This window comes from Saccharothrix ecbatanensis (genome assembly GCF_014205015.1).
Classification (GTDB): domain Bacteria; phylum Actinomycetota; class Actinomycetes; order Mycobacteriales; family Pseudonocardiaceae; genus Actinosynnema; species Actinosynnema ecbatanense.
This window is the reverse complement of the sequence record NZ_JACHMO010000001.1, coordinates 8,328,791-8,348,624: the sequence shown is the minus strand read 5'-3', so window position 1 is coordinate 8,348,624 and position 19,834 is coordinate 8,328,791. Positions and strand designations below refer to the sequence as shown.

General features: G+C 69.3%; 19 protein-coding genes. 3 read left to right on the top strand and 16 right to left on the bottom strand.

All coding sequences use genetic code 11. From position 1 onward, the window contains the following. Positions 1-150 precede the first annotated feature (150 nt). Together dapC and fdxA are read right to left on the bottom strand one after the other, a co-directional pair. Positions 151-1,269: a succinyldiaminopimelate transaminase gene (gene dapC / locus F4560_RS36970; RefSeq protein ID WP_312869695.1), complete on the bottom strand. Its 1,119-nt coding sequence runs from the start codon at positions 1,267-1,269 to the stop codon at positions 151-153. Continuing rightward, entirely contained in the window at positions 1,266-1,592 is a 327-nt protein-coding gene (gene fdxA, locus F4560_RS36965) for a ferredoxin (RefSeq protein WP_221483771.1), read from the bottom strand. Before fdxA ends, dapC begins: the two co-directional genes overlap by 4 nt. Positions 1,593-1,738: 146 nt before the next feature. On the opposite strand from fdxA, the gene F4560_RS36960 reads away from it, so the two are divergent. Continuing rightward, positions 1,739-2,497, top strand: coding sequence for a GNAT family N-acetyltransferase (locus F4560_RS36960; protein WP_184927713.1), 759 nt, complete (start codon positions 1,739-1,741; stop codon positions 2,495-2,497). On the opposite strand, the gene F4560_RS36955 is transcribed toward F4560_RS36960, so the two are convergent. The 10 genes from F4560_RS36955 to typA form a co-directional block, all read right to left on the bottom strand. After that, positions 2,473-3,198 carry a hypothetical protein gene (locus tag F4560_RS36955; protein ID WP_184927712.1) on the bottom strand — a complete coding sequence of 242 codons (726 nt, stop codon included), beginning with the start codon at positions 3,196-3,198 and terminating at the stop codon, positions 2,473-2,475. The two genes, F4560_RS36960 and F4560_RS36955, sit on opposite strands and share 25 nt — an antisense overlap. Next, complete coding sequence (locus tag F4560_RS36950) at positions 3,179-3,571, bottom strand: hypothetical protein (protein ID WP_184927711.1); 393 nt, start codon at positions 3,569-3,571, stop codon at positions 3,179-3,181. Before F4560_RS36950 ends, F4560_RS36955 begins: the two co-directional genes overlap by 20 nt. Further along, on the bottom strand, positions 3,568-4,407 hold the full coding sequence (mshB, locus tag F4560_RS36945) for an N-acetyl-1-D-myo-inositol-2-amino-2-deoxy-alpha-D-glucopyranoside deacetylase (protein ID WP_184927710.1): 840 nt from the start codon (positions 4,405-4,407) through the stop codon (positions 3,568-3,570). The genes F4560_RS36950 and mshB overlap by 4 nt, the downstream gene beginning before the upstream one ends. Before the next feature lie 92 nt (positions 4,408-4,499). Further along, complete coding sequence (locus tag F4560_RS36940) at positions 4,500-5,564, bottom strand: ABC transporter ATP-binding protein (protein ID WP_184927709.1); 1,065 nt, start codon at positions 5,562-5,564, stop codon at positions 4,500-4,502. Then, positions 5,561-6,745, bottom strand: coding sequence for an ABC transporter ATP-binding protein (locus F4560_RS36935; RefSeq protein WP_184927708.1), 1,185 nt, complete (start codon positions 6,743-6,745; stop codon positions 5,561-5,563). Before F4560_RS36935 ends, F4560_RS36940 begins: the two co-directional genes overlap by 4 nt. Then, positions 6,742-7,698 (bottom strand): ABC transporter permease, encoded by a 957-nt coding sequence (locus F4560_RS36930; RefSeq protein WP_184927707.1) that lies wholly within the window; start codon positions 7,696-7,698, stop codon positions 6,742-6,744. Before F4560_RS36930 ends, F4560_RS36935 begins: the two co-directional genes overlap by 4 nt. Continuing rightward, a complete protein-coding gene (locus tag F4560_RS36925) occupies positions 7,691-8,689 on the bottom strand; it encodes an ABC transporter permease (RefSeq protein WP_184927706.1) in 999 nt (332 codons plus the stop codon). Before F4560_RS36925 ends, F4560_RS36930 begins: the two co-directional genes overlap by 8 nt. A gap of 145 nt (positions 8,690-8,834) precedes the next feature. Next, positions 8,835-10,652 (bottom strand): ABC transporter family substrate-binding protein, encoded by a 1,818-nt coding sequence (locus F4560_RS36920; protein WP_184927705.1) that lies wholly within the window; start codon positions 10,650-10,652, stop codon positions 8,835-8,837. A gap of 291 nt (positions 10,653-10,943) precedes the next feature. Continuing rightward, the gene (locus tag F4560_RS36915; RefSeq protein ID WP_446692423.1) at positions 10,944-12,590 is read right to left on the bottom strand and encodes an ABC transporter family substrate-binding protein; all 1,647 of its coding nucleotides are present in this window, start codon (positions 12,588-12,590) and stop codon (positions 10,944-10,946) included. Positions 12,591-12,708: 118 nt separating this feature from the next. Then, on the bottom strand, positions 12,709-14,610 hold the full coding sequence (gene typA / locus F4560_RS36910; protein WP_184927703.1) for a translational GTPase TypA: 1,902 nt from the start codon (positions 14,608-14,610) through the stop codon (positions 12,709-12,711). 147 nt (positions 14,611-14,757) lie between these two features. Here typA and F4560_RS36905 point away from each other — a divergent pair, with 147 nt between their 5' ends. Further along, positions 14,758-14,967: a hypothetical protein gene (locus tag F4560_RS36905; RefSeq protein WP_184927702.1), complete on the top strand. Its 210-nt coding sequence runs from the start codon at positions 14,758-14,760 to the stop codon at positions 14,965-14,967. Between the two features lie 165 nt (positions 14,968-15,132). On the opposite strand, the gene F4560_RS36900 is transcribed toward F4560_RS36905, so the two are convergent. Further along, a complete protein-coding gene (locus tag F4560_RS36900) occupies positions 15,133-15,432 on the bottom strand; it encodes a YciI family protein (RefSeq protein WP_033440072.1) in 300 nt (99 codons plus the stop codon). Positions 15,433-15,620: 188 nt separating this feature from the next. Here F4560_RS36900 and trpS point away from each other — a divergent pair, with 188 nt between their 5' ends. Continuing rightward, a complete protein-coding gene (trpS, locus tag F4560_RS36895) occupies positions 15,621-16,586 on the top strand; it encodes a tryptophan--tRNA ligase (RefSeq protein ID WP_184927701.1) in 966 nt (321 codons plus the stop codon). A 293-nt stretch (positions 16,587-16,879) separates the two neighbouring features. On the opposite strand, the gene F4560_RS36890 is transcribed toward trpS, so the two are convergent. The 3 genes from F4560_RS36890 to F4560_RS36880 all read right to left on the bottom strand — a co-directional run bounded on the left by F4560_RS36890 (position 16,880) and on the right by F4560_RS36880 (position 19,768). Next, entirely contained in the window at positions 16,880-17,692 is an 813-nt protein-coding gene (locus F4560_RS36890; RefSeq protein WP_312869692.1) for an NUDIX domain-containing protein, read from the bottom strand. A gap of 79 nt (positions 17,693-17,771) precedes the next feature. Next, the gene (locus tag F4560_RS36885; RefSeq protein ID WP_184927699.1) at positions 17,772-19,037 is read right to left on the bottom strand and encodes a sensor histidine kinase; all 1,266 of its coding nucleotides are present in this window, start codon (positions 19,035-19,037) and stop codon (positions 17,772-17,774) included. Further along, on the bottom strand, positions 19,034-19,768 hold the full coding sequence (locus tag F4560_RS36880) for a response regulator transcription factor (RefSeq protein WP_184927698.1): 735 nt from the start codon (positions 19,766-19,768) through the stop codon (positions 19,034-19,036). Before F4560_RS36880 ends, F4560_RS36885 begins: the two co-directional genes overlap by 4 nt. Positions 19,769-19,834 lie beyond the last annotated feature (66 nt).

Below are 19,834 nucleotides of genomic sequence, written 5' to 3'. Positions count from 1 at the left end.
GGTCCCGTGAGTCCTACGTTCGCGTACCCCGAGTTCAACGTTCAGTACAAGATCGTTTGTTCTGAGCGTTGAACTCGGGGGTCCTGAACGTAGGACACGGTGGTCCTGAAGGTACGACTCACGCGTTCTGAACGTAGGACTCGCGCGGGGTTAAGGGGTTAGGCGGTCGGCGGCGGTGGCGATGCGGTCGTCCGTCGCGGTGAGGGCGATGCGGACGTGCCGGTCGCCCGTGGGGCCGTAGAACGTGCCCGGAGCGGCGAGGATGCCGCGTTCCGCCAGCCACGAGATGGTGTCCCAAGCGGGCTCGCCGTCCCGGGTCGACCACAGGTACAGGCCGGCCTCCGAGTGGTCCACCGTGAACCCGGCCTTGGTCAACGCGGGCAGCAGCAGGTCGCGCCGCGCCCGGTACCGCTCACGCTGCTCCGCCACGTGCGCGTCGTCGTTCAACGCCGCCGTCATCGCCGCCTGCACCGGCCGGGGCATGATCATGCCCGCGTGCTTGCGCACCTCCAGCAACGACGCCACCAGCGCCGGATCGCCCGTCACGAACCCCGCCCGGTACCCGGCCAGGCTGGACGACTTCGACAGCGAGTGCACCGCCAGCAGCCCGTCCAGCGAACCGCCGTTCACCGACGGCAGCAGCACGGACACCGGCTCCGCCGTCCACGACAACGCCAGGTAGCACTCGTCGGACGCGACGACCGCCCCCACCGCGCGCGCATCGGCCACGGCCTGCGTCAACCGCGCCGCGTCCAGCACCCGACCGGTCGGGTTGGACGGCGAGTTCAGCCACACCAAAGCGGTGCCGGCAGGCGGCGGCTCACCATCGGCCAGCCGCACGGGAGTGGCGCCGGCCAACCGCGCGCCCACCTCGTAAGTCGGGTACGCCAACGCCGGGATGGCCACCACGTCGCCCGGCCCCAGGCCCAGCAACGTCGGCAGCCACGCCACCAGCTCCTTCGACCCGATGGTCGGCAGCACCGCCACCGGATCCAACGGCGGCACGCCGTGCCGTCGCGTCAACGCGCCCACCACGGCCTCGCGCAACTCCGGCACACCGTGCGTGGTCGGGTAGCCGGGCTGGTCGGCGACCGTGCCGAGGGCGTGTTGGATCAACTCCGGGACAGGGTCCACCGGCGTGCCGATGGACAGGTCGACCAGGCCGCCGGGGTGCGTGCGCGCTTTGGCGGCGTGGTCGGCCAGTGAATCCCAGGGGAAATCCGGGAGCCTCCTAGCCGAGGCGCCCGGATTCGACAGGCCCGAGGTCACTCGTGGGACGCCTGCGGCGGGAGAGCCTTCACGAACGCGGGGTCCGCGCTGACCTTGCCGACCTTGGAGGCGCCACCGGGCGAGCCGAGCTCGTTGAAGAAGTCCACATTCGCCTTCGTGTACTCCTTCCACTCGTCCGGCACGTCGTCCTCGTAGTAGATGGCCTCGACGGGGCACACCGGCTCGCAAGCACCGCAGTCGACGCACTCGTCCGGATGGATGTAGAGCATCCGGTCGCCTTCGTAGATGCAGTCCACGGGGCACTCTTCGATGCACGCCTTGTCAAGCAAGTCCACGCACGGCTGGGCGATCACATAGGTCATTGCGCTCTCCTGCTCTTGTTCTGGTCCACACCGCGCAAGCCGGAGAATACGCGGCGGGGTCGCCGGCCCGACGCTCAGGCCGGCCTTTTGGGACCGTGCTCCACCTCACAGACCGTGCCCAGGCCCACGCGGTGCAAGATGCGCGGGTGGAGCACATCACCGAGCTGGAACAACGGTGCGCGGACGCCTGGCCGGCACTCGTCGACCGACCGCTCGGTCAGTGGCGGCTGCGCGCCGCGGGCGGCTTCACCGGACGCGCGAACAGCGCCCTGACCACCGGAAACCCCGGCCTGCCGCTAGCCGACGCACTGACCGAGGTGATCAGCTTCGCGGTCGCCAACGGCATCAAGCCGGCGGCACACGTGGTGATCGGCGCGCCCGCCGAGAACGGGGTCGCGGAGGCCGGGTGGCGGATCGACCTGGAGCACCCGGGCGGGGCCGAGTCGCTCGTGATGACCGGCCCGCTGAACGGGCACACCGCTGCGCCGAATGGGTACGCCACTCCGAAGTCCGCAGATGTCACCGTGTCGGACGCGCCGCCTCCCGGATGGTGGGAGCTCGCCGCGCAAGCGAACCCCACCCCGGCCCAGCGGCACGTGCTGGCGTCCGGGCCGTCGGTCGGGTTCGGCGCCGTCACCAGGGATGGGGAGGTGCTGGCCGTCGTGCGCGGCGCGGTCGTCGGCGACCTGCTCCACGTGGCACGTCTCGCGGTGCGGCCATCAGCACGCCGCCTCGGCCTGGCCCGCGTGCTGATGGCCGGGCTGGCGGCGTGGGGCCGGGACCGGGGCGCGACGACGTGCGCGTTGCAGGTGGCCGAGCACAACAAGCCCGCGATCACGCTCTACGAGTCGCTGGGCTGCGTCGAGCACCACCGCTACCGCTACTGGGTGCCGAACCACTCGTAGGCGGCCGTGCGGACCCGCTTCAACGCCGACCGCTCGCCGAAGTAGTCGCCGACCACGCCGACGACCGGCAGCATCCCGAGCGCCTGGTGGTAGAACCGGCCCTGGGGCCGCTTGTCCAGCTCGTCCTCCAGCTTCCAGAGGACCTTGGCGAGCTTCCACACCGTCGCACCGATGGCCCGGAACGTGGACCGTTTCCGCAGCTCCTCGGTCAGCTCGGCGGTCTGCTCGTCCTCGCGGGGGTCGACCGCGCGCCCGTCGACCGAACGCTGGAACAGCACGTGCGCGAGCAGCCGAACCCGGTCCTCGGTCGAGGTGAACCCGTGCTCGCCGGCCATCGCGGACAGCAGCAGCCCCTGCCCCGCCGCGCCCAACGCGGACTGGATCGGCAGGCGGTCGGCCAGCACGCCGCCGATACCGGGCAGCGCGGCCAGCAGCGACACCAGCCGTCCCACACGGTTGAGCCAGAACTCGTCCCGCTGCTCCACGTCCATGCGCGCCCAAGCAGTTGTGCCGGGCACCTTCACGGCGGCCAGCTGGTCCCACAGCTTGTCCACGAGCTTGCGGTCCGCGCCCCGTTCCGCCTCACGGTCGCGCAGACCGAGCAGGTTCACGTCCCGGAGCGTGTCGAGCAGCGGCCCGGTGGCCCGGACGAACGGCCGCAGCGCCCGCACCACGTCCCGGTCAGTGATCGTCTCGGGCACCGGCCTGTCTCCCCATGTGCGCGCCGACGGCGATGGCGCTGGGCAGCGTCCCGCCGGCGAACAGGACCAGGGTGCGCCAGTCGTTGAGCAGCACCACGTCGCCACCCGGGCCGAACAGCCCGAACAGCAGCAACGTACCGATCCACACCAGCAGCGGCGAGACGGCGGCGAGCATGTGGTGCGCGTGCCGTGACGCGGCGAGCACCAGCATCGGCGTGGTCACGATCGCGAGCACCACCGTGACCGGGAACGGCCAGTCACCGGCCCGAGGGAGGAGGGTGCCGTCCAGCCGGAGCGGCAGGAAGAACAGCTCCAGCACCGCGAGCACGAACGCCGCGACCGCGATCCCGACGAGCGCCAGGCGATCGGTCAATCCAGCCCCCCGAACAGGTCGGTCTCCGCACCTTCCGCGGGACCCTTGGCCAGCACGTAGTACTCGGCGTGCACGACGGGCTGCGCGATGCCGTTGGACAGCGCGTAGCTGGCGCCGCCCGAACCGTCCTGCCACACGCTGATCTGCGTGGAGTGCGCCCGCAACGCCCGGAGCTTGGCCACCAGGTGTTCCGAGATGTCGATCGTGGTGGTGATGGCGGCGTCGTCGGTGACCGGCAGCTCGCCCTCGGCGGGCAGCCGCCACGGCAGGTCGGCCATCTCCGCCAACGCGGCGGCGCCGGCTTCGGTCGCCGCACGCGACGTCACGGCGTGGAAGACGCGGTCCACGTCCACCGCCGCCGCCGTGGTGATCTCGTGCGCCCGGACGTGATCGGGGTGCCCGTAGCCGCCGAACGCGTCGTACGTGACGACGACCTGCGGTTTCACCGACGCGATGATCTCGGACAGCGCGGCGACCTGCTCGTCGAACGAGCCGTTCACGAACGCGCGCGGGTGGGTGTTCGCCTCGACGCCCACCATCCCGGAGTCGCGCCAGCGGCCGATGCCGCCGAGGAACCGGTGGTCGGTCACGCCCAGGGCCGCGCAGGCGGATCTCAGTTCCGCGACCCGGTACCCGCCGAGCTGGTCGGCGGCGTCCGCGGTCAGCTCCCGGAGTGCCGGCGGGATGATCTCCCCCTCCTCGCCGAGGGTGCAGGTGACCACTGTGACGTGCACGCCCATCGCCGAGTAGCGGGCGATGGTGCCACCCGTCCACAGGCTTTCGTCGTCAGGGTGTGCGTGTACCAGCAGCAACCGCGGTGGAGAGGTGAGCGTCACCGGAACAGCGTAGTTGGCCGCTGCTCCGCAGACGGCGGCGAGGTCACGACCTCGCGGGAGCCTGCGGAGCAGCGGCTATGTCACACCAGGTGTTAGCCGGCCAGTGCCGGCATGACCTCGGCGAAGTGGCACGCGGAGAGGGTGCCTTCGCCGTCGCCGCGCCGTTCGAGCTTGGGCTCCTCGGTGGCGCAGATGTCCTGCGCCTTCCAGCAGCGGGTGCGGAAGCGGCAGCCCGACGGCGGGTTCACCGGCGACGGGACGTCACCCGTGAGCACGATCCGCTGACGCCCGCGCTCGATCTTCGGGTTCGGCACCGGCACCGCGGACAGCAGGGCCTGCGTGTACGGGTGCATCGGCCGGGCGTAGATGTCCTCCCGGTCGCCGATCTCGATGATCTTGCCGAGGTACATCACCGCGACCCGGTCGGAGATGTGCCGGACGACCGACAGGTCGTGCGCCACGAACAGGTACGCCAGGCCGAGGCGGTCCTGCAACTCCTCCAGCAGGTTCACCACGCCCGCCTGCACCGACACGTCCAGCGCCGACACGGGCTCGTCCAGCACCACGAGCTTCGGGTTGAGCGCGAGCGCGCGGGCGATGCCGATGCGCTGGCGCTGGCCGCCGGAGAACTCGTGCGCGTACCGGCCGCGGTGCTCCGGGTTCAGGCCGACGAGCTCCATCAGCTCGTTGACCCGGTGCTGCACGTCGCCGCCGCCGTCCGCAGGCACGCCGTGGATCTTGAACGGCTCGGAGATCAGCTCGTTGATCTGCCAACGCGGGTTCAGCGACGCGTACGGGTCCTGGAACACGATCTGCATGTCCCGGCGCACCGACCGCAGGCCCTTGCCGCGCAGCGTGGTCAGCTCGCGGCCCTCGAACTTCACCGAGCCGGACGTCGGCTTGTGCAGCTGGAGGATGGCCCGGCCGGTGGTGGACTTGCCGCAGCCGGACTCGCCGACCAGGCCCAGGGTCTCGCCCGGGTACAGCTCGAAGCTGACGCCGGACACGGCCTGCACCTGCCCGACCGTGCGCGGGATGATGCCGCCGCCACGCACCGGGAAGGACTTGACCAGGTCCGTGACCTGCAGCAGCGGGGTCTCGCCCGGACGCCCGGAGGCGAGGCCACCGGCCTGTGGGTTCACTTCGGTGGACGTCATGAGGTCGGGTTCTCCCCTTCGTGCAGTCGCGCTTCCACCACGTCGACGTCCTCGGAGATGGGCATGTCCGGGTTCGCCGTGGTCAGCGAAGCCGGGTTCTCCACCACTCCGATCTCGTCGTGCGCGAACAACCGCTGCGGGTTCTCGATGGTGGCCAGGTGCGCGGAGCGGTGGCACCGCGCGAAGTGGCCGTGCCGGTCGGTCTCCAGCAGCTGCGGCTCGGTCTCGCGGCACTCGTCGATCGCCAGCGGGCACCGCGGTGAGAACGAGCAGCCCTTCGGCAGGTTCATCAGCGAGGGCGGCGCGCCCTTGATCGGGGTGAGCCGCTTGCCCAGCAGGTTCGGGTTCGGGATGGAGCCCAGCAGACCCACCGTGTACGGCATCCGCTGCGCCTCGAACACCTCGTCCACGGTGCCCTGCTCGACGACCGTGCCGCCGTACATGACCTGCACGCGGTCCACCATGCCCGCCACCACGCCGAGGTCGTGCGTGATGACGATGATGCCGGCGCTCGTCTCGTCCCGGATCCGCAGCAGCGTGTCCAGGATCTGCGCCTGCACCGTCACGTCCAGCGCCGTGGTCGGCTCGTCCGCGATGATCACGTCCGGGTCGTTGATGATCGCCATGGCGATCATCGCGCGCTGCCGCATGCCGCCGGAGAACTCGTGCGGGTACTGCGACGCACGGCGGTCCGGCTGCGGGATGCCGACGAGTTCCAGCACCTCGACGGCCTTGGCCCAAGCCGCCTTCTTCGACACGTCGTGGTGCGCCAGGTGCGCCTCGGCGAGCTGCCAGCCCACCGTGTACACCGGGTTCATCGACGTCATCGGGTCCTGGAAGATCATCGCGATGCCGTTGCCGCGTACCGGCTGCATCTGCTTGTAGCTCAGGCCGACGAGTTCGCGGTCCTTGAACTTGATCGACCCGCCGATGTTCGCGGTCTTGGGCAGCAGGCCCATGACCGCCATCGACGACACCGACTTGCCCGAGCCCGACTCGCCGACGACGCCCAGCACCTCACCGGGGCCGAGGGTGAACGACACGTCCCGCACGGCGTGCACGACGCCGTCGTCGGTCGGGAAGTCCACCGACAGGTTCTCGACCCGGAGCAGCTTGTCGCCGCCGGCCGCGTCACCCCACGCCGAGGACTCGGGTGCGTTCATCACGTCCACCTCACTCATGCCTTCACCCTCTTCTGCCGCGGGTCGAAGGCGTCCCGGAGACCGTCACCGATGAAGTTCACCGCGAGCGAGATCAGCACGATGAACACGAACGTGGTGAAGAACAGCCACGGGTGCAGCGTCAGCTCGTTCTTGTTCAAGCTGATCATCAGGCCGAGCGACGTGTCGGGGCTCTGCACGCCCAGGCCGAGGAACGACAGCGCGGCCTCCAGCAGCACGGCCTGCGCGATCGCGAGCGTGGCGTTGACGATGATCACGTCCACGGTGTTCGGCAGGATGTGCCGGAACACGATCCGGAACGTCGACGCGCCCAGCGCGCGGGCGGCCTCCACGAACTCCTTCTCGCGCAGCGACAGCACCATGCCGCGGATCACGCGGGCGATGGACAGCCAGCCGATCAGGCCCATGTACAGGGCCACGATCATCCAGTTGCTCCGGCCGCCGTTGCCGGCGACCGACACCACGAAGCTGTTGCGCACCAGCACGGCCGCGATGACCAGGCTGGGGATGACCAGCAGCAAGTCGATGAAGCGGCTGATGACCGTGTCGACCCAGCCCTTGAGGTAGCCGGCCAGCGCGCCGAGCACGACGCCGATGATCGTGGACAGGACCGCCACGACCACCGCGATCTGGAGCGAGAACTGGGTGCCGCGGATCAGCTGCGCCACCATGTCCGCGCCGAGCCGGTCGGTGCCGAACGGGTGGTCGAGGCTGGGCGGCAGGTACCGCTTGAAGCCCAGGTCGGTGTACGAGTACTTCCAGATCGCGCCGCCCAGGAAGGCGAACAGCACGAGCAGGACCAGCAGCACGACACCGAACACGGCGGCCTTGTGCCGCATGAACCGGCGCAGGATCACCTGCGACTGCTTCCGCGTGGCGGTCGTGTCGAACTGGCTCGCCTCGGCCGGGCTCGGCGACGGGGCCTGCGCCACGGGGGAACCGATCTCAGTCAAGGCGGATCCTCGGGTCCAGGAACGCGTACATGACGTCCGCGATCAGGTTGAACACGATGATGAAAACAGCGGTCACCATCATGAAGCCGAGCACCTGGTACGGCTCCAAGTCGGTGATCGCGTCGACCAGGAACTTGCCCATGCCCGACCAGCCGAACACCGTTTCGGTGATCACCGCGCCGCCGAACTGGGCGCCGATGTTGAGCGACGACACCGTGACGATCGGGATCAGCGCGTTGCGGAAAGCGTGCTTGAAGATGGCCCGGCTCTCCGAGATGCCCTTCGCCTGCGCGGTGCGCACGTAGTCGGCGTTGAGGGTGTCCAGCATCGAGGCGCGCTGGAAACGGCTGTACAGCGCGAATTGGATCACCACCAGGCAGATCGTCGGCAGGATGAACGCGCCGGAATACTGGTAGACCTGGTCGATGAAACCGCCGGAGAAGCCCTCACCCGGCGGACCGGCCATGGTGAGCCATCGCTCCGCGCCTATGGACTCCAGCCAGTTGTTGAACTGGATGCCGCCTGCCTTGAGCACCAGGGCGACGCAGAACAACGGCATGGAGAACATGGCGAACGATATTCCGGTCGCCGTGTAGTCGAATATCGAATACTGTCTGACCGCGCCGATGACACCGACGCCCACGCCGAGCAGCAGGGCGATGACCTCCGCGACCAGGATCAGCCGCAGCGTCACGCCGAAGGCCGTGATCAGCTCTTCCTTGACCGGCTTGCCCGCGTTGCCGGGGACGACGGACTCGCCCCAGTCACCGGTCACGAAGTCGCCGGCCCAGTCGACGTAGCGCTCCATGAACGGCTTGTTGTAGCCGGTCCGCTCATAAGCGGCCGCGATCTCCGCCGGTGACCGGGCCTTCTGGAGCTTCCACTCGCCCAGGGGGTCACCCATCGCGTTGACGAGACCGAAGCAGAGGAATGAAGCGACGACCAGCAGCGGAATCGAGATCAACAACCGCCGGATTATGTAACGGAACATGACGAGTCTCTAGTCTCCCTAGGCACCCCCGCGTGCAAGCGTGGGAGCCTACCGGACGCGGACACCGTCCGGGGGGCCGGTGCTTGTGGCACCGACCCCCCGGCGGTTGGGTCGTGCTTATCTGCCTGGATTCACAATCCGGACGTTACTTCTTCTGCCACTCGAAGAGGTTCCAGGTGACACCGCCGCCGACACCGATGTACGAGATCGGGCCGATGTCCGCGCTCGACGCGGCGAAGTCGGTCAACTGGAACAGCGGGATGCTGTGAAGGTCCTCACGCATGATCTTGTCGGCTTCGTTCATCATGGTGATGCGCTTCTGGTAGTCCAGCTCGCTGTTCGCGTCCTTCCACTTCTGCGTCAGCGCGGCCGAGTCGTAGTTGTTGTAGTTGCCAGTGCCGCCGTCAGCCTTGCGGGCGTAGTTGCCGTACGCGCCCGCCTTCACCGGCTGGCCGACCCACGCGAACAGAGCGGACTCGAACTCGCTCGCCGGGAGGCGCTTGTCGTTGAAGTCGGCAGCCTGGTCGTCGACGATCTCGATGCCGGCCTGCTTGCACTTGTCCTGGAGGATCCGGACCGTGTCGGCACGACGCTGGACGATCTTGTGGCCCAGCTTGAAGGACGCGCGGAACTCGCCCTTCGTGTAGATGCCGTCGGCGCCGAGCGTCCAGCCGCCTTCGTCCATCGTCTTCTTGGCCGCCGCGACGTCACCCTTGCCGACATCGCCGTAGTGGTCCTCGTAGCCGACCTCGTTGGGCTGGAACGTGAGGCTGCCGAGCGGCTTGGCGTTCGGGTCCACGTCAGCGACGAGCTTCTCGATCAGGGATTCGCGGTCGAAGCACTGGGCGATCGCCAGGCGCAGGTCCTTGTTCTCCTTGAACAGGGGCAGCGCCATGTTGAAGTCGACGTGCTCGTAGGTCTGGCCACCGGCCGCGAAGACCTTGAACGCGCTGTTGCCGCGCAGCTGCTGGGCGACGGCCGGGTCCGCCTGCGGGGCGATGACCTGGACTTCCTTGTTCTCCAGCTGCTGGGCCGACGACTGGGCGTCGGTGTTCGTCTTCAGGATGACCTTGGCCGGGCCACCGGGGTTGCCCCACCACTTCGGGTTGCGCTCCAGGACCGTCTGGTCCTTGAGGTCCGAGGACGTGATGATGTACGGGCCGCCGGAGAGGGCGACGGACGGGTCGAAGCCCAGCCAGCCGGTGGTGTAGAACTCGGCGACCTTCTTGACGGTGTCGTCGTTCTGCTCCGGCTTCACCGCGGTGATGTCCGAGACGCCGGTCTTCTGCTCCAGGATGTGCGCCGGGAGCAGGCCGTCGCTACCGATCTGCGAGAACAGGCTGCGGTAGTCGGCGAACGACTTCTTGAACTTCGTGGTGATGGTCTTGCCGTCGTCGGCGCACTCGAGCGACTCGACGTCCTCGTAGCCAGTCGGGGAGGCGTCGAAGATCGACGCTTCCTCACCGGACTCGCTCTTGGTCGTCGCCTTGCTCGTGCCCGCCAGCCAGCGCAGGTGGAAGTCGTCGCAGTCGATGGCTTCGCCGTCGGACCAGACGGCCGCCTTCTGCACCTTCCACTCGATCGTCTGCGGCGAGCTCGACGTGACCTTGATGGACTCCATCAGGTCGTTGTCGATCTTGATGACGATCTTGCCGTCCACCATCACAGGGATGTACGGCGAAGGCTGCACGTTCGACAGCGCGATGGTGCTGGAGAAGTTGTTCGTCGCGCCGATGTTGTTGTTGTAGTTGTGGAAGCCCTCTTCGACGGCGACCGCGATCTCGCCGATGTCCTCCACCTTCGGACGCTTGAACAGCTCGTCCTGACCGCCGATCGCGCCGGGGTCGAGGTCTTGTGGACCGCCCTGTTCGCCGCCGCTCGTGCCGCCGCCACCGCACGCGCTCAGCACAAGCGCGGCTCCGGTCAACAGCGCGAGCGCCGAGACAGTCTTTGATCTACTCATCGACACGTGCCCTCCTAGCACTGGGTTGGAGCGACCGTTTGGGCCGACTTCCACCCATAACCGTGATGTGCCAAACGCGCCCCGAACCGACACACCGTTGCAGCACGATAAGAACCAGTGCGCCGCACGGTCACTGCCCATCGGCCGATCGTGACCAAAGGGTGACACGTTGGTCGCAGCACGCGACTCCGTCGTTACCGGCCGGGAGCGTTCGTTAACCGGACGACGAGAATACTGTCAATACTGCTCCACGAACGCATCTTGAAGACCATGTTTCATAGGAGTCAACGGTCAACGATCTTCACGGCGCCAGGTGCGAGCGGTGCTGAGCGGACCGGCGAACGGGGCTCCCGAGGTGACGTTCCCGGCCGTCGGCAAGGTCACCAGCAGGTCCGCTACCTGGAACAACGGCAGTGCGACGGCCTGCTGCCAGAGCACCGGCTCGATCGTCCGCAGGGCGTCGGCGAGCAGCACTTCACCACTGAGGGCCTGTTCGATCACCGGCTGGACGGTCTGGTCGCAGAAACCGGAGAGATTCGCCGGAATGGGTGTACCGCCGTCCTCCGGCGACGGTCGGCAGCCGAATGCGGAAGCCAGAACGGCCGCCGAATCACCGGTGTCGACACGCGGCACGACGGCAATGTCGATGCTCTCTTTGGAAGCGGCGGTATCCGACAGATCTTGGCCGAACAACTGATTGGCGGGCGTTGTCAGGACGCGTGCGGCGATTCCGGACAATGACAGTTGACGCTGAACCTGGTTCGCGATGGCGACGTACGGCTCGACATCGGCGGGCGCGGCGATGGTCAACTCCAACGTCGTGTTGTCACGCCCCCACTGGCCGCCATCCGGTCGGGTGTAACCCGCTTCAGTGAGCAGTTGCGCGGGGTCACCGGCCTTGGCGGGCATGGTCGGGGTGTAGCCGGCCTTGCTCGGCGGGATCACCTGGGCGTCCGCGCGGAGGTTCGCGCTCGGGCCGCTGCGGGCGCCGATGGCGATCAACTCGTCGCGGTCCAGCGCGTTCATCACGGCGGTGCGGACGCGGACGTCCTGCATTCGCGGAGAGGCGGGGCGCAGGAGCAGTTGGACGACCTCCGGCCTCGGCACGACGGTCGAGGAGAGCGGAGTGGTCTTCGCCAGTTCCGCGATGTCCTTGGTGACGATCGAGTCGGCGCGGAGGAGGGCGACCTGGTCGTCACCGGTGTTCAACGCCTCGATCGTGTCGTGCTGGCCGGCGCGGCGCAGCACCAGCCGGTCGAGGGCCGGCGGCTGCTCCCAGAACCGGTCGCTGCGTTCGAGGACGATCTCGCCTCGCGGCTGGTCGAGCGTGCGGACGGCGAACGGGCCGGCGGTGGCCGGGAAGCTGTCCGCGAGGGCCGTGCTCCAGCCGCCGGGGGCGTCCTTGAGCAAGTGGGCGGGCAGGAGGTTGTGGAACAGGCTCCGCCAGCCGGGGTACGGTCTGGTGAACACGACCTCGACCACCTTGCCGCCCTCACGGCTGGCGATGTCGTCGATCAGCCGGTACCCGGCCGGGTCCACCACACCCGGCTCCTCCCGCATCCGCTGCCAGAGGTAGACGAAGTCCTCGGCCGCGATGGGCGCCGAGTCGGACCAGCTGGCGTCCCGGCGCAGCGTGTAGGTGACCGTGTACGGCTCCGCGTTGGTGACCTCGGCGCTGACCACCAGGTCCAGGTCGAGCCGCGGGCTGCCGTCCGCGTCGGTGCGGAAGGTCGACGGCAGCAGGAGCGACGACAGGGCGGTGGTGACGGTGCTCTGGTTGGCCAGGGTGTGCGGGTTGTAGCCGCCCTTGACGTCGTCCACCCCGACCACGATCTCGTTCTGCTTCTCCTTGGGGACCACCGTCATCCCCGGCGTCGACGGCACCAGGGGCGGTGGAGGCGTCGCCGTGCAGCCCACCAGGGCGAACGCAGCAACCACCGCAAGTACCTTTCGCGTCCCCATGGGTACGAGCGTGCCAGACGGCGCAAACCGAAGGGCACCCCGGGCCGAAGCCCGAGGTGCCCTTCAGCACACCCTGTATATAAGGAGTAGTCGATCAGCCGCGCAGCTTGTTGCGGTTGCGCTCCCGGCCGCGCTGGTTGGCGTCCAGGATGACCTTGCGCACCCGCACGACCTCGGGCGCGACCTCGACGCACTCGTCGGCGGCGCAGAACTCCAGCGCCTCCTCCAACGAGAGCTTCCGCGGCCGGGCCAGGGTCTCCATCACGTCGGCGGACGACATCCGCATGTTCGTCAGCTTCTTCTCACGGCACACGTTGACGTCGAGGTCCTCGGCCCGCGGGTTCTCACCCACGACCATGCCCTCGTACGCGTCCGCGCCCGGCTCGACGAAGAACGTGCCGCGGTCGGCCAGCTGGGTCATCGCGTACGCCGTGATGGACCCGGACCGGTCGGCGACCAGCGAACCGTTGTGCCTGGTCCGGATCTCGCCGGCCCACGGGCCGTAGCCGTCGGACACCGCGTTCGCGATGCCGGTGCCGCGCGTCTCGGTCAGGAACTCGGTGCGGAAGCCGATGAGGCCGCGCGACGGCACGACGTACTCCAGCTTGATCCGCCCGGACCCGTGGCCGGACATGTTCTCCATCCGGCCCTTGCGGCCGGCCAGCAGCTGGGTGACGGCGCCGAGGTACTCCTCCGGCGCGTCGATCGTCAGCCGCTCGAACGGCTCGTGCAGCTTGCCGTCGACCATCTTCGTGACCACCTGCGGCTTGCCGACGGTCAGCTCGAAGCCTTCGCGCTTCATCTGCTCGACCAGGATGGCCAGCGCCAGCTCACCGCGGCCCTGCACCTCCCAGGTGTCGGGGCGCTCGGTCGGCAGGACCCGCACCGACACGTTGCCGACCAGCTCCGAGTCCAACCGGGCCTTGAGCACGCGGGCGGTCAGCTTGGTGCCGCCGCCGCGACCGGCCAGCGGTGACGTGTTGACGCCGATCGTCATCGAGATCGCCGGCTCGTCCACCGTGATGCGCGGCAGCGCCTCGGGGTTGTCCACGTCGGCGAGCGTGTCGCCGATGGTGATCTCCGGGATGCCGGCGATGGCGACCAGGTCACCCGCGCGCGCCTCTTCGGCAGCCACGCGGTCCAGTGCCTCGGTGATCAGCAGCTCGGTGATCCGGACCTTGTGGATCGAGCCGTCCTCGCGGCACCAGGCCACCGTCTCGCCCTTGCGGATGGTGCCGGACTCGATCCGGCACAGCGCGATGCGGCCGAGGAACGACGACGCGTCGAGGTTCGTCACCAACGCGCGCAGCGGCGCGTCGGCGTCACCCAGCGGGGCCGGGATGTGGTTGAAGAGCACCTCGAACAGGACGTCGAGGTTCTCCTCGTCGGGGAGGCCGCCGTCGGCGGGCTGGGTCAGCGAGGCCCGGCCGGCGCGCGCGGAGGCGTAGACGACCGGCAGGTCCAGCACCGAGTCGTCGGCGCCGACCTCGGTCGCCAGGTCGAGCAGCAGGTCGTGGGCCTCTTCGACGACCTCGGAGATCCGGGCGTCGGGGCGGTCGACCTTGTTCACCACCAGGATCACCGGCAGACCGGCGGCCAGCGTCTTTCGCAGCACGAACCTGGTCTGCGGGAGCGGGCCTTCGGAGGCGTCCACCAGCAGCACCACGCCGTCGACCATGGAGAGGCCGCGTTCGACCTCACCACCGAAGTCGGCGTGACCGGGGGTGTCCACCACGTTGATGGTGACCGGCCCGTCTGGGGTGTGGCGGCGGACCGCCGTGTTCTTGGCGAGGATCGTGATCCCCTTCTCGCGCTCCAGCTCGCCCGAGTCCATGACCCGGTCGACGAGCTCGGCTCGTGCGGAGAAGGCGCCGGACTGGCGGAGCATGGCGTCGACGAGAGTGGTCTTGCCGTGGTCAACGTGCGCGACGATCGCGACGTTGCGCAGGTCGTTGCGGACCAGCGTTTCCTTGATCGACGCGGTGGCCGTGGGCACGCGGAACTCCTAGAGCTGTCTGTGCGAGGGAAGCCAGGCGCCGGACGTTGGATCGCGCGCAGCCTTACAACAGCTTACCGGTCCGGACGCCCTTACCACACACGTACCGCAGGTGAGGTCAGCCTCACCTACTCTGTGGACACCCGGATGAGTGGAGCACGCCCTGTGGGCAAGGTCAAGGTGAAGAAGAAGTGCTGCCGCTCGACGCCGCGGTGCAAGAGCTGTCCGGTGGTGGTGCTGCTCAAGGCCCGGAAGAAGGCGGCGAAGAAGGCCGCCAAGCAGGAGCGGAAGGAGCTGGGGCTCCGCAAGAAGGACCAGAAGAAGGGCCGGAAAGCCGAACGCAAGAAGGTCGCGTGAGGCCTAGCGCAAGCCCTGCTGCGGCCACCTGCGGGGCCGCTGGACCAACTGCCGGACCGCCTGCAGGCCGGTGGACCGAGTGCGGGCCGCTGGACCGACCGCGATCAGGCCGCGTGAGGCCTACCGCCCGGCCGACGCCGGGTGGGACGCGGGCCGTGCCTGCGGTCAGCCCATCACCGCTTCGTTGACCCTGGCCAGTTCGGGCGCCGTCCGGGTGGCCTGGAACTCCACCACCTGGTACTTCGCCAGCTTGCGGATCGCGAACGGGTCCGTGGCGAGCAGCGCGTCCAGCTTCCCGCGCACCATCGGCCGGGCGATGATCACGCCGCCGACGCGGGGCACCTGACGGCCCGAGGCCAGGAAGTACCCGGCCTCGTACTGCTTCTTCAGCCACTCCGTGTGGTCCGGGAGCGCGTAGTCGACCTCATCCAGCGGTGCGGTGTACTCCAGCAGCACGACGTACATGGATGAAATGTAGACCCGTGACATGCCCGTCGACACGCTAAGATCGCGGCGTGCGCACTCTTCACACGTTCTGGTGGTCCGCCTTCCGGCGGCCCTGAGAACTGCGCGCAGACGAACGCAGGCCGCCCGCTGGGGCGGCCTTCGTGCTTTCGGGGGTCCGTCGGGCGGGCACACCCGAAGGGATCACCATGATCAGGCTGTCCGCGATCACCCCGTCCGGCCCCGTCCAGCTGGGCAACTACCTCGGCGCGATCAGGCGGTGGGCCGCCGAGGGCACCGACGAGGACGTCTACTTCATCAGCGACTTGCACGCGATGACGGCGTCGCACAACCCGTCCCGGCTGCGGTCGTTGACGAGGGAGCAGTTGGCGGTGCTCATCGCCGCCGGCGTGGATCCGACGTCGGTGGCGGTGCAGTCCGACCTGGTGCGGGAGCTGGGCGCGCTGACGTGGGTGCTGGAGTGCACCTGCACGTACGGCGAGGCCGCCCGGATGATCCAGTTCAAGGAGAAGTCGGCGGGTCGGTCGTCGGTCCGGTTGAGCCTGCTCACCTACCCGGTGCTGATGGCGGCGGACATCCTGTTGCAGGGGGCGCACGAGGTGCCGGTCGGTGACGACCAGCGGCAGCACGTGGAGCTGGCGCGGGTGTTGGCGCGGCGGTTCAACGGCACGTACGGCGAGGTGTTCGTGACGCCTCGCGCCGTCGTGCCGCCGACCGCCGCACGCGTTCGCGACCTGGCGGATCCGTCGCGGAAGATGGCCAAGACGGCGAAGGACGCGGCGGGCACGGTGTTCGTGCTCGACCCGCCTGACCTGGTGCTCCGCAAGATCCGGCGGGCGGTGACGGACGACCGGGGCGAGGTGCGTTACGCGCCGGAGGAGCAGCCGGGCGTGGCGAACCTGCTGGAGATCCTGGCGGCGTGCACGCGGAAGGACCCGGAGGAGTTGGCGGGCACCGTGAAGGACTACGCGGAGTTGAAGGAGACCACCGCCGAGGCCGTGGTGGAGGAGCTGCGTCCCGTCCGCGAGGGCACGCAGCGGCTCTTGGACGACCCGGCCGAACTGGACCGGGCCCGAGCCCACGGCGCCGACCGTTCCCGCGAACGCTGCCGCCACCGCCTCGACGCCGCCCTGCGCATGTCCGGCCTGACCTGACCCCCTCCGCGCGAGTCGAACCCCCAGGCCCCGCGTGTCGAACCTCCAGCCCCCGTGAGTCCTACGTTCAGGACCCGTGAGTCCTACGTTCCCGTACCCCGAATTCAACGCTCAGGACGGCTCGGGTCGGCCGACCCGTGTTCCGAGCGTTGAATTCAGGGGTCCTGAACGTAGGACACGGTTGTTCTGAACGTAGGACTCGCGGGACGCGAACGTAGGACTCACGGGGCCTGGGGGTTCGACACGCGGGCGCTGGGGGTTCGACACGCGCGGGGAGGGTTAGGTGGGAGGGGTCAGGTCAGGAGGGGGTGTAGGGCGGGGAGCAGGACGCGGTCGGCGGGGAGCCAGTCGACGGTGTCCAGGTCGGCGGCGGTGAGCCAGCGGACGGCGCGGTGCTCGACGGCCTCGGGTTCGCCCTCGGTGAGGTGGGCGGCGAACACGCGGAGCACGAGGTCGGCACGCAGCGGGATGTCGGGTCCGATCTGGTCGTCCGGCTCCACGGTGACGCCCAACTCCTCCGAGCATTCACGGATCACCGCGGCGTGGTCGGTCTCGCCAGGCTCCACCCGACCACCGGGCAGCTCCCACTTCCCCGCGGCCTCAGGCGGGTACGAGCGTTGCTGCGCCAAGAGCAGCCCGTCACGGATGATCGCCGCACCTACTACTACGCGCGCGCTCAGCAGCTCGACACTCCGCGCGGACACGGCGGCAGCACGCGCCTCAAGCACCTTCAACGCCAACCCGCGCCCGACGAGCACGTCAGCCAGCCGCCCGAACGGACCGCCGGGGCTGGACCACTCCACCGAGTCGACCACCATCGTGCCGCCGCCGGTGTGCAGCAGGTCCGTGACCAGCGTGAACCGGGGCAACGGCCCACCGACCAGCTCCGCCGACACACCGGTGGTGTCGGCCCGCGTCACGAACAACGTCCCGTCGACCGGCCCGACCGACCCGTCCAGCGTCGCCCCCGCGAACAGCACCGGCCCACCGGAGATCCGCACGCCCAGCCCACGCACCGCACGGGCCAGCAGTCGGGCGTCCAGCAACGCGGCGGCGACCGTCCGCAGCGGGGCGTCGATGAGCGTGGTGATCCTGAGCTCGGGCACGAACGTCGATCCTGCCACTCCCGGAGCCCCATTCATGACCTATGAAGCGGTCGAAAAGAACCGGTCACCGGTAGAGCGGTCACCGGTAGAGCGGCCACCGCACTTCCAGCCGTGCGCCGCCCTCGGGTGACTCGCCCGCCCTGATGGTGCCGCGCCGCCGCCGCACGAGGTGCGCGACCAGCGCCAGCCCCAGCCCGAACCCGCCGGTGGCCCGACCCCGGTCGGATTCGACCCGGTAGAAGCGGTCGAACACCTTCTCCCGGTGCTCCTCGGGGATGCCGTGACCGTCGTCGTCCACCAGCAGCCGCACTTCCCGCGCCGCCGGCAGCACCGAGATCCGGATGAACGTGCGGGCGTACCGGGCCGCGTTGCGCAGCAGGTTGTCCAGCACCAGCTCCACCTCGGTCCGCGCGGCCGAGATGAGGCACGCGCTGATCGGCGCGGCGAGCTGCACCAGCAGCTCCGTCTCACCCAGCCGGTCCACCGCGGCCTGCGCCTGCAACACCAGGTCGACCGGCTCGGCCCTGGGCAGCTCGCCCGTGTCCGCCCGTGCCAAGATCAACAAGGCGTCCACCAGCGCGGACAGCCGTTCGGACTCCTCCACCACCGATTCCAGCACCTCTATGGAGAAGTCCGGATCGGGGTGCGCCACCGCCACCTCGGCCTGCGCCCGCACCGACGTCACCGGCGAACGCAGCTCGTGCGCGGCGTCACCGGTGAACCGGCGCAGCCGCTCGGTGGCCTCGTCACGCCGGGCGAGCAGGGCGTTCAACGCGACCGCAAGCGCTTGCAGCTCGTCCCTCGCGGCCGGCACGGGCAGGCGTTGACCGCGCGGCAACTCCGCCGCGGCCACCCGCATCCGCTCCACCGGCCGCAACGACGACCGCACCGCCAGCCACGTCGCTATCCCCACCATCCCCGCCACCAGCACCGCGGCCAACGCGAGCCACTGCGTGCCGAGGACGTTGGCCCCCCGGTAGCCGAGCAGCGTGTCACCGGCGACGTGCAGCCGCGGCGTGCCGTCCGGCGCGAACACGACCCGCCCGACCCACCGCTGAGCGCTCGGCCCGTCCATCCGCAGCACGGATTCGCCCGACTTGAGCTGCCGGACCTCCGCCGCGGTCAGGTCGGGCCGCGGCCCGCCGTCCAACGGGTTGCCCGCGGTGTCCAGCACCCGCACGTTCTCCTGCTTGGCCAGCTCCCGGTCCACCGCGGTGACCTGCACCGACCCGATCAGGAACGGCGCGAGCAGGGTGAACGCCAGCAGGCACAGCAGGGCCGCGCCGGTCGCCACGACGGTGATCCGGAACCGCAGCGTCCGCCGCAGCCACCAGCGCGGGTTCACCTGCGCCTGGTCCCCGCCGAACCCAGCGCCGCGTCGAGGTCGGGCGTCGACGCCAGGTAGCCGTGACCGCGCACGGTCCGCACGACCTCGCCCGCGCCCATCGCGTCGAGCTTGCGCCGCAGGTAGCCGACGTACACCTCGACCGCGTTGCGGGTCGCCGCCTGCTCGTCACCCCACACCGTGCGCAGCAGCTCGTCCTTCGTCACCACGGACCCGGCCCGGCTGGCCAGCACGTCGAGCACGGCGTACTCGCGCGGCGACAGCGCCACGTGCTCACCGGCCCAGCTCACCTCACGCGTCGCCCGGTCCACCACCAGCTCGCCGAGCTTGAGCCGACGCCGCGCCAGGTCCGACGAATTCCGCCGCAGCAACGCCCTGACCTGCGCGACCAGCACCACGAACGAGAACGGTTTCACCAGGTAGCCGTCCGCGCCGAGGTCGAGGCCGTCGGCCTGGTCCACCTCGCCGTCCTTCGCCGACACCATCAGCACGGGCGTGCGCACACCGTCCGCCCGCATTCGCTGCAACACCCGGTAACCGGACAGGCCCGGCAGCATGATGTCCAGCAGCACGACGTCGAACGCGCCGGTCAACGCCACCCGCAGCGCGTTGGGACCGTCGGCGGCGGTGACCACCTCCATGCCCTCCGCGGACAAGCCGCGTTCCAGCGCGCGTCGGACACCGATCTCGTCGTCCACAACCAACACCCGTGGTCTCACGCCCCACAGCATGCCTGTTGAGGAGGACAATCGGCGCGGAAGTCTCAGTGCCCTCTCAGCGTCTCAGCGGTGTCTCAG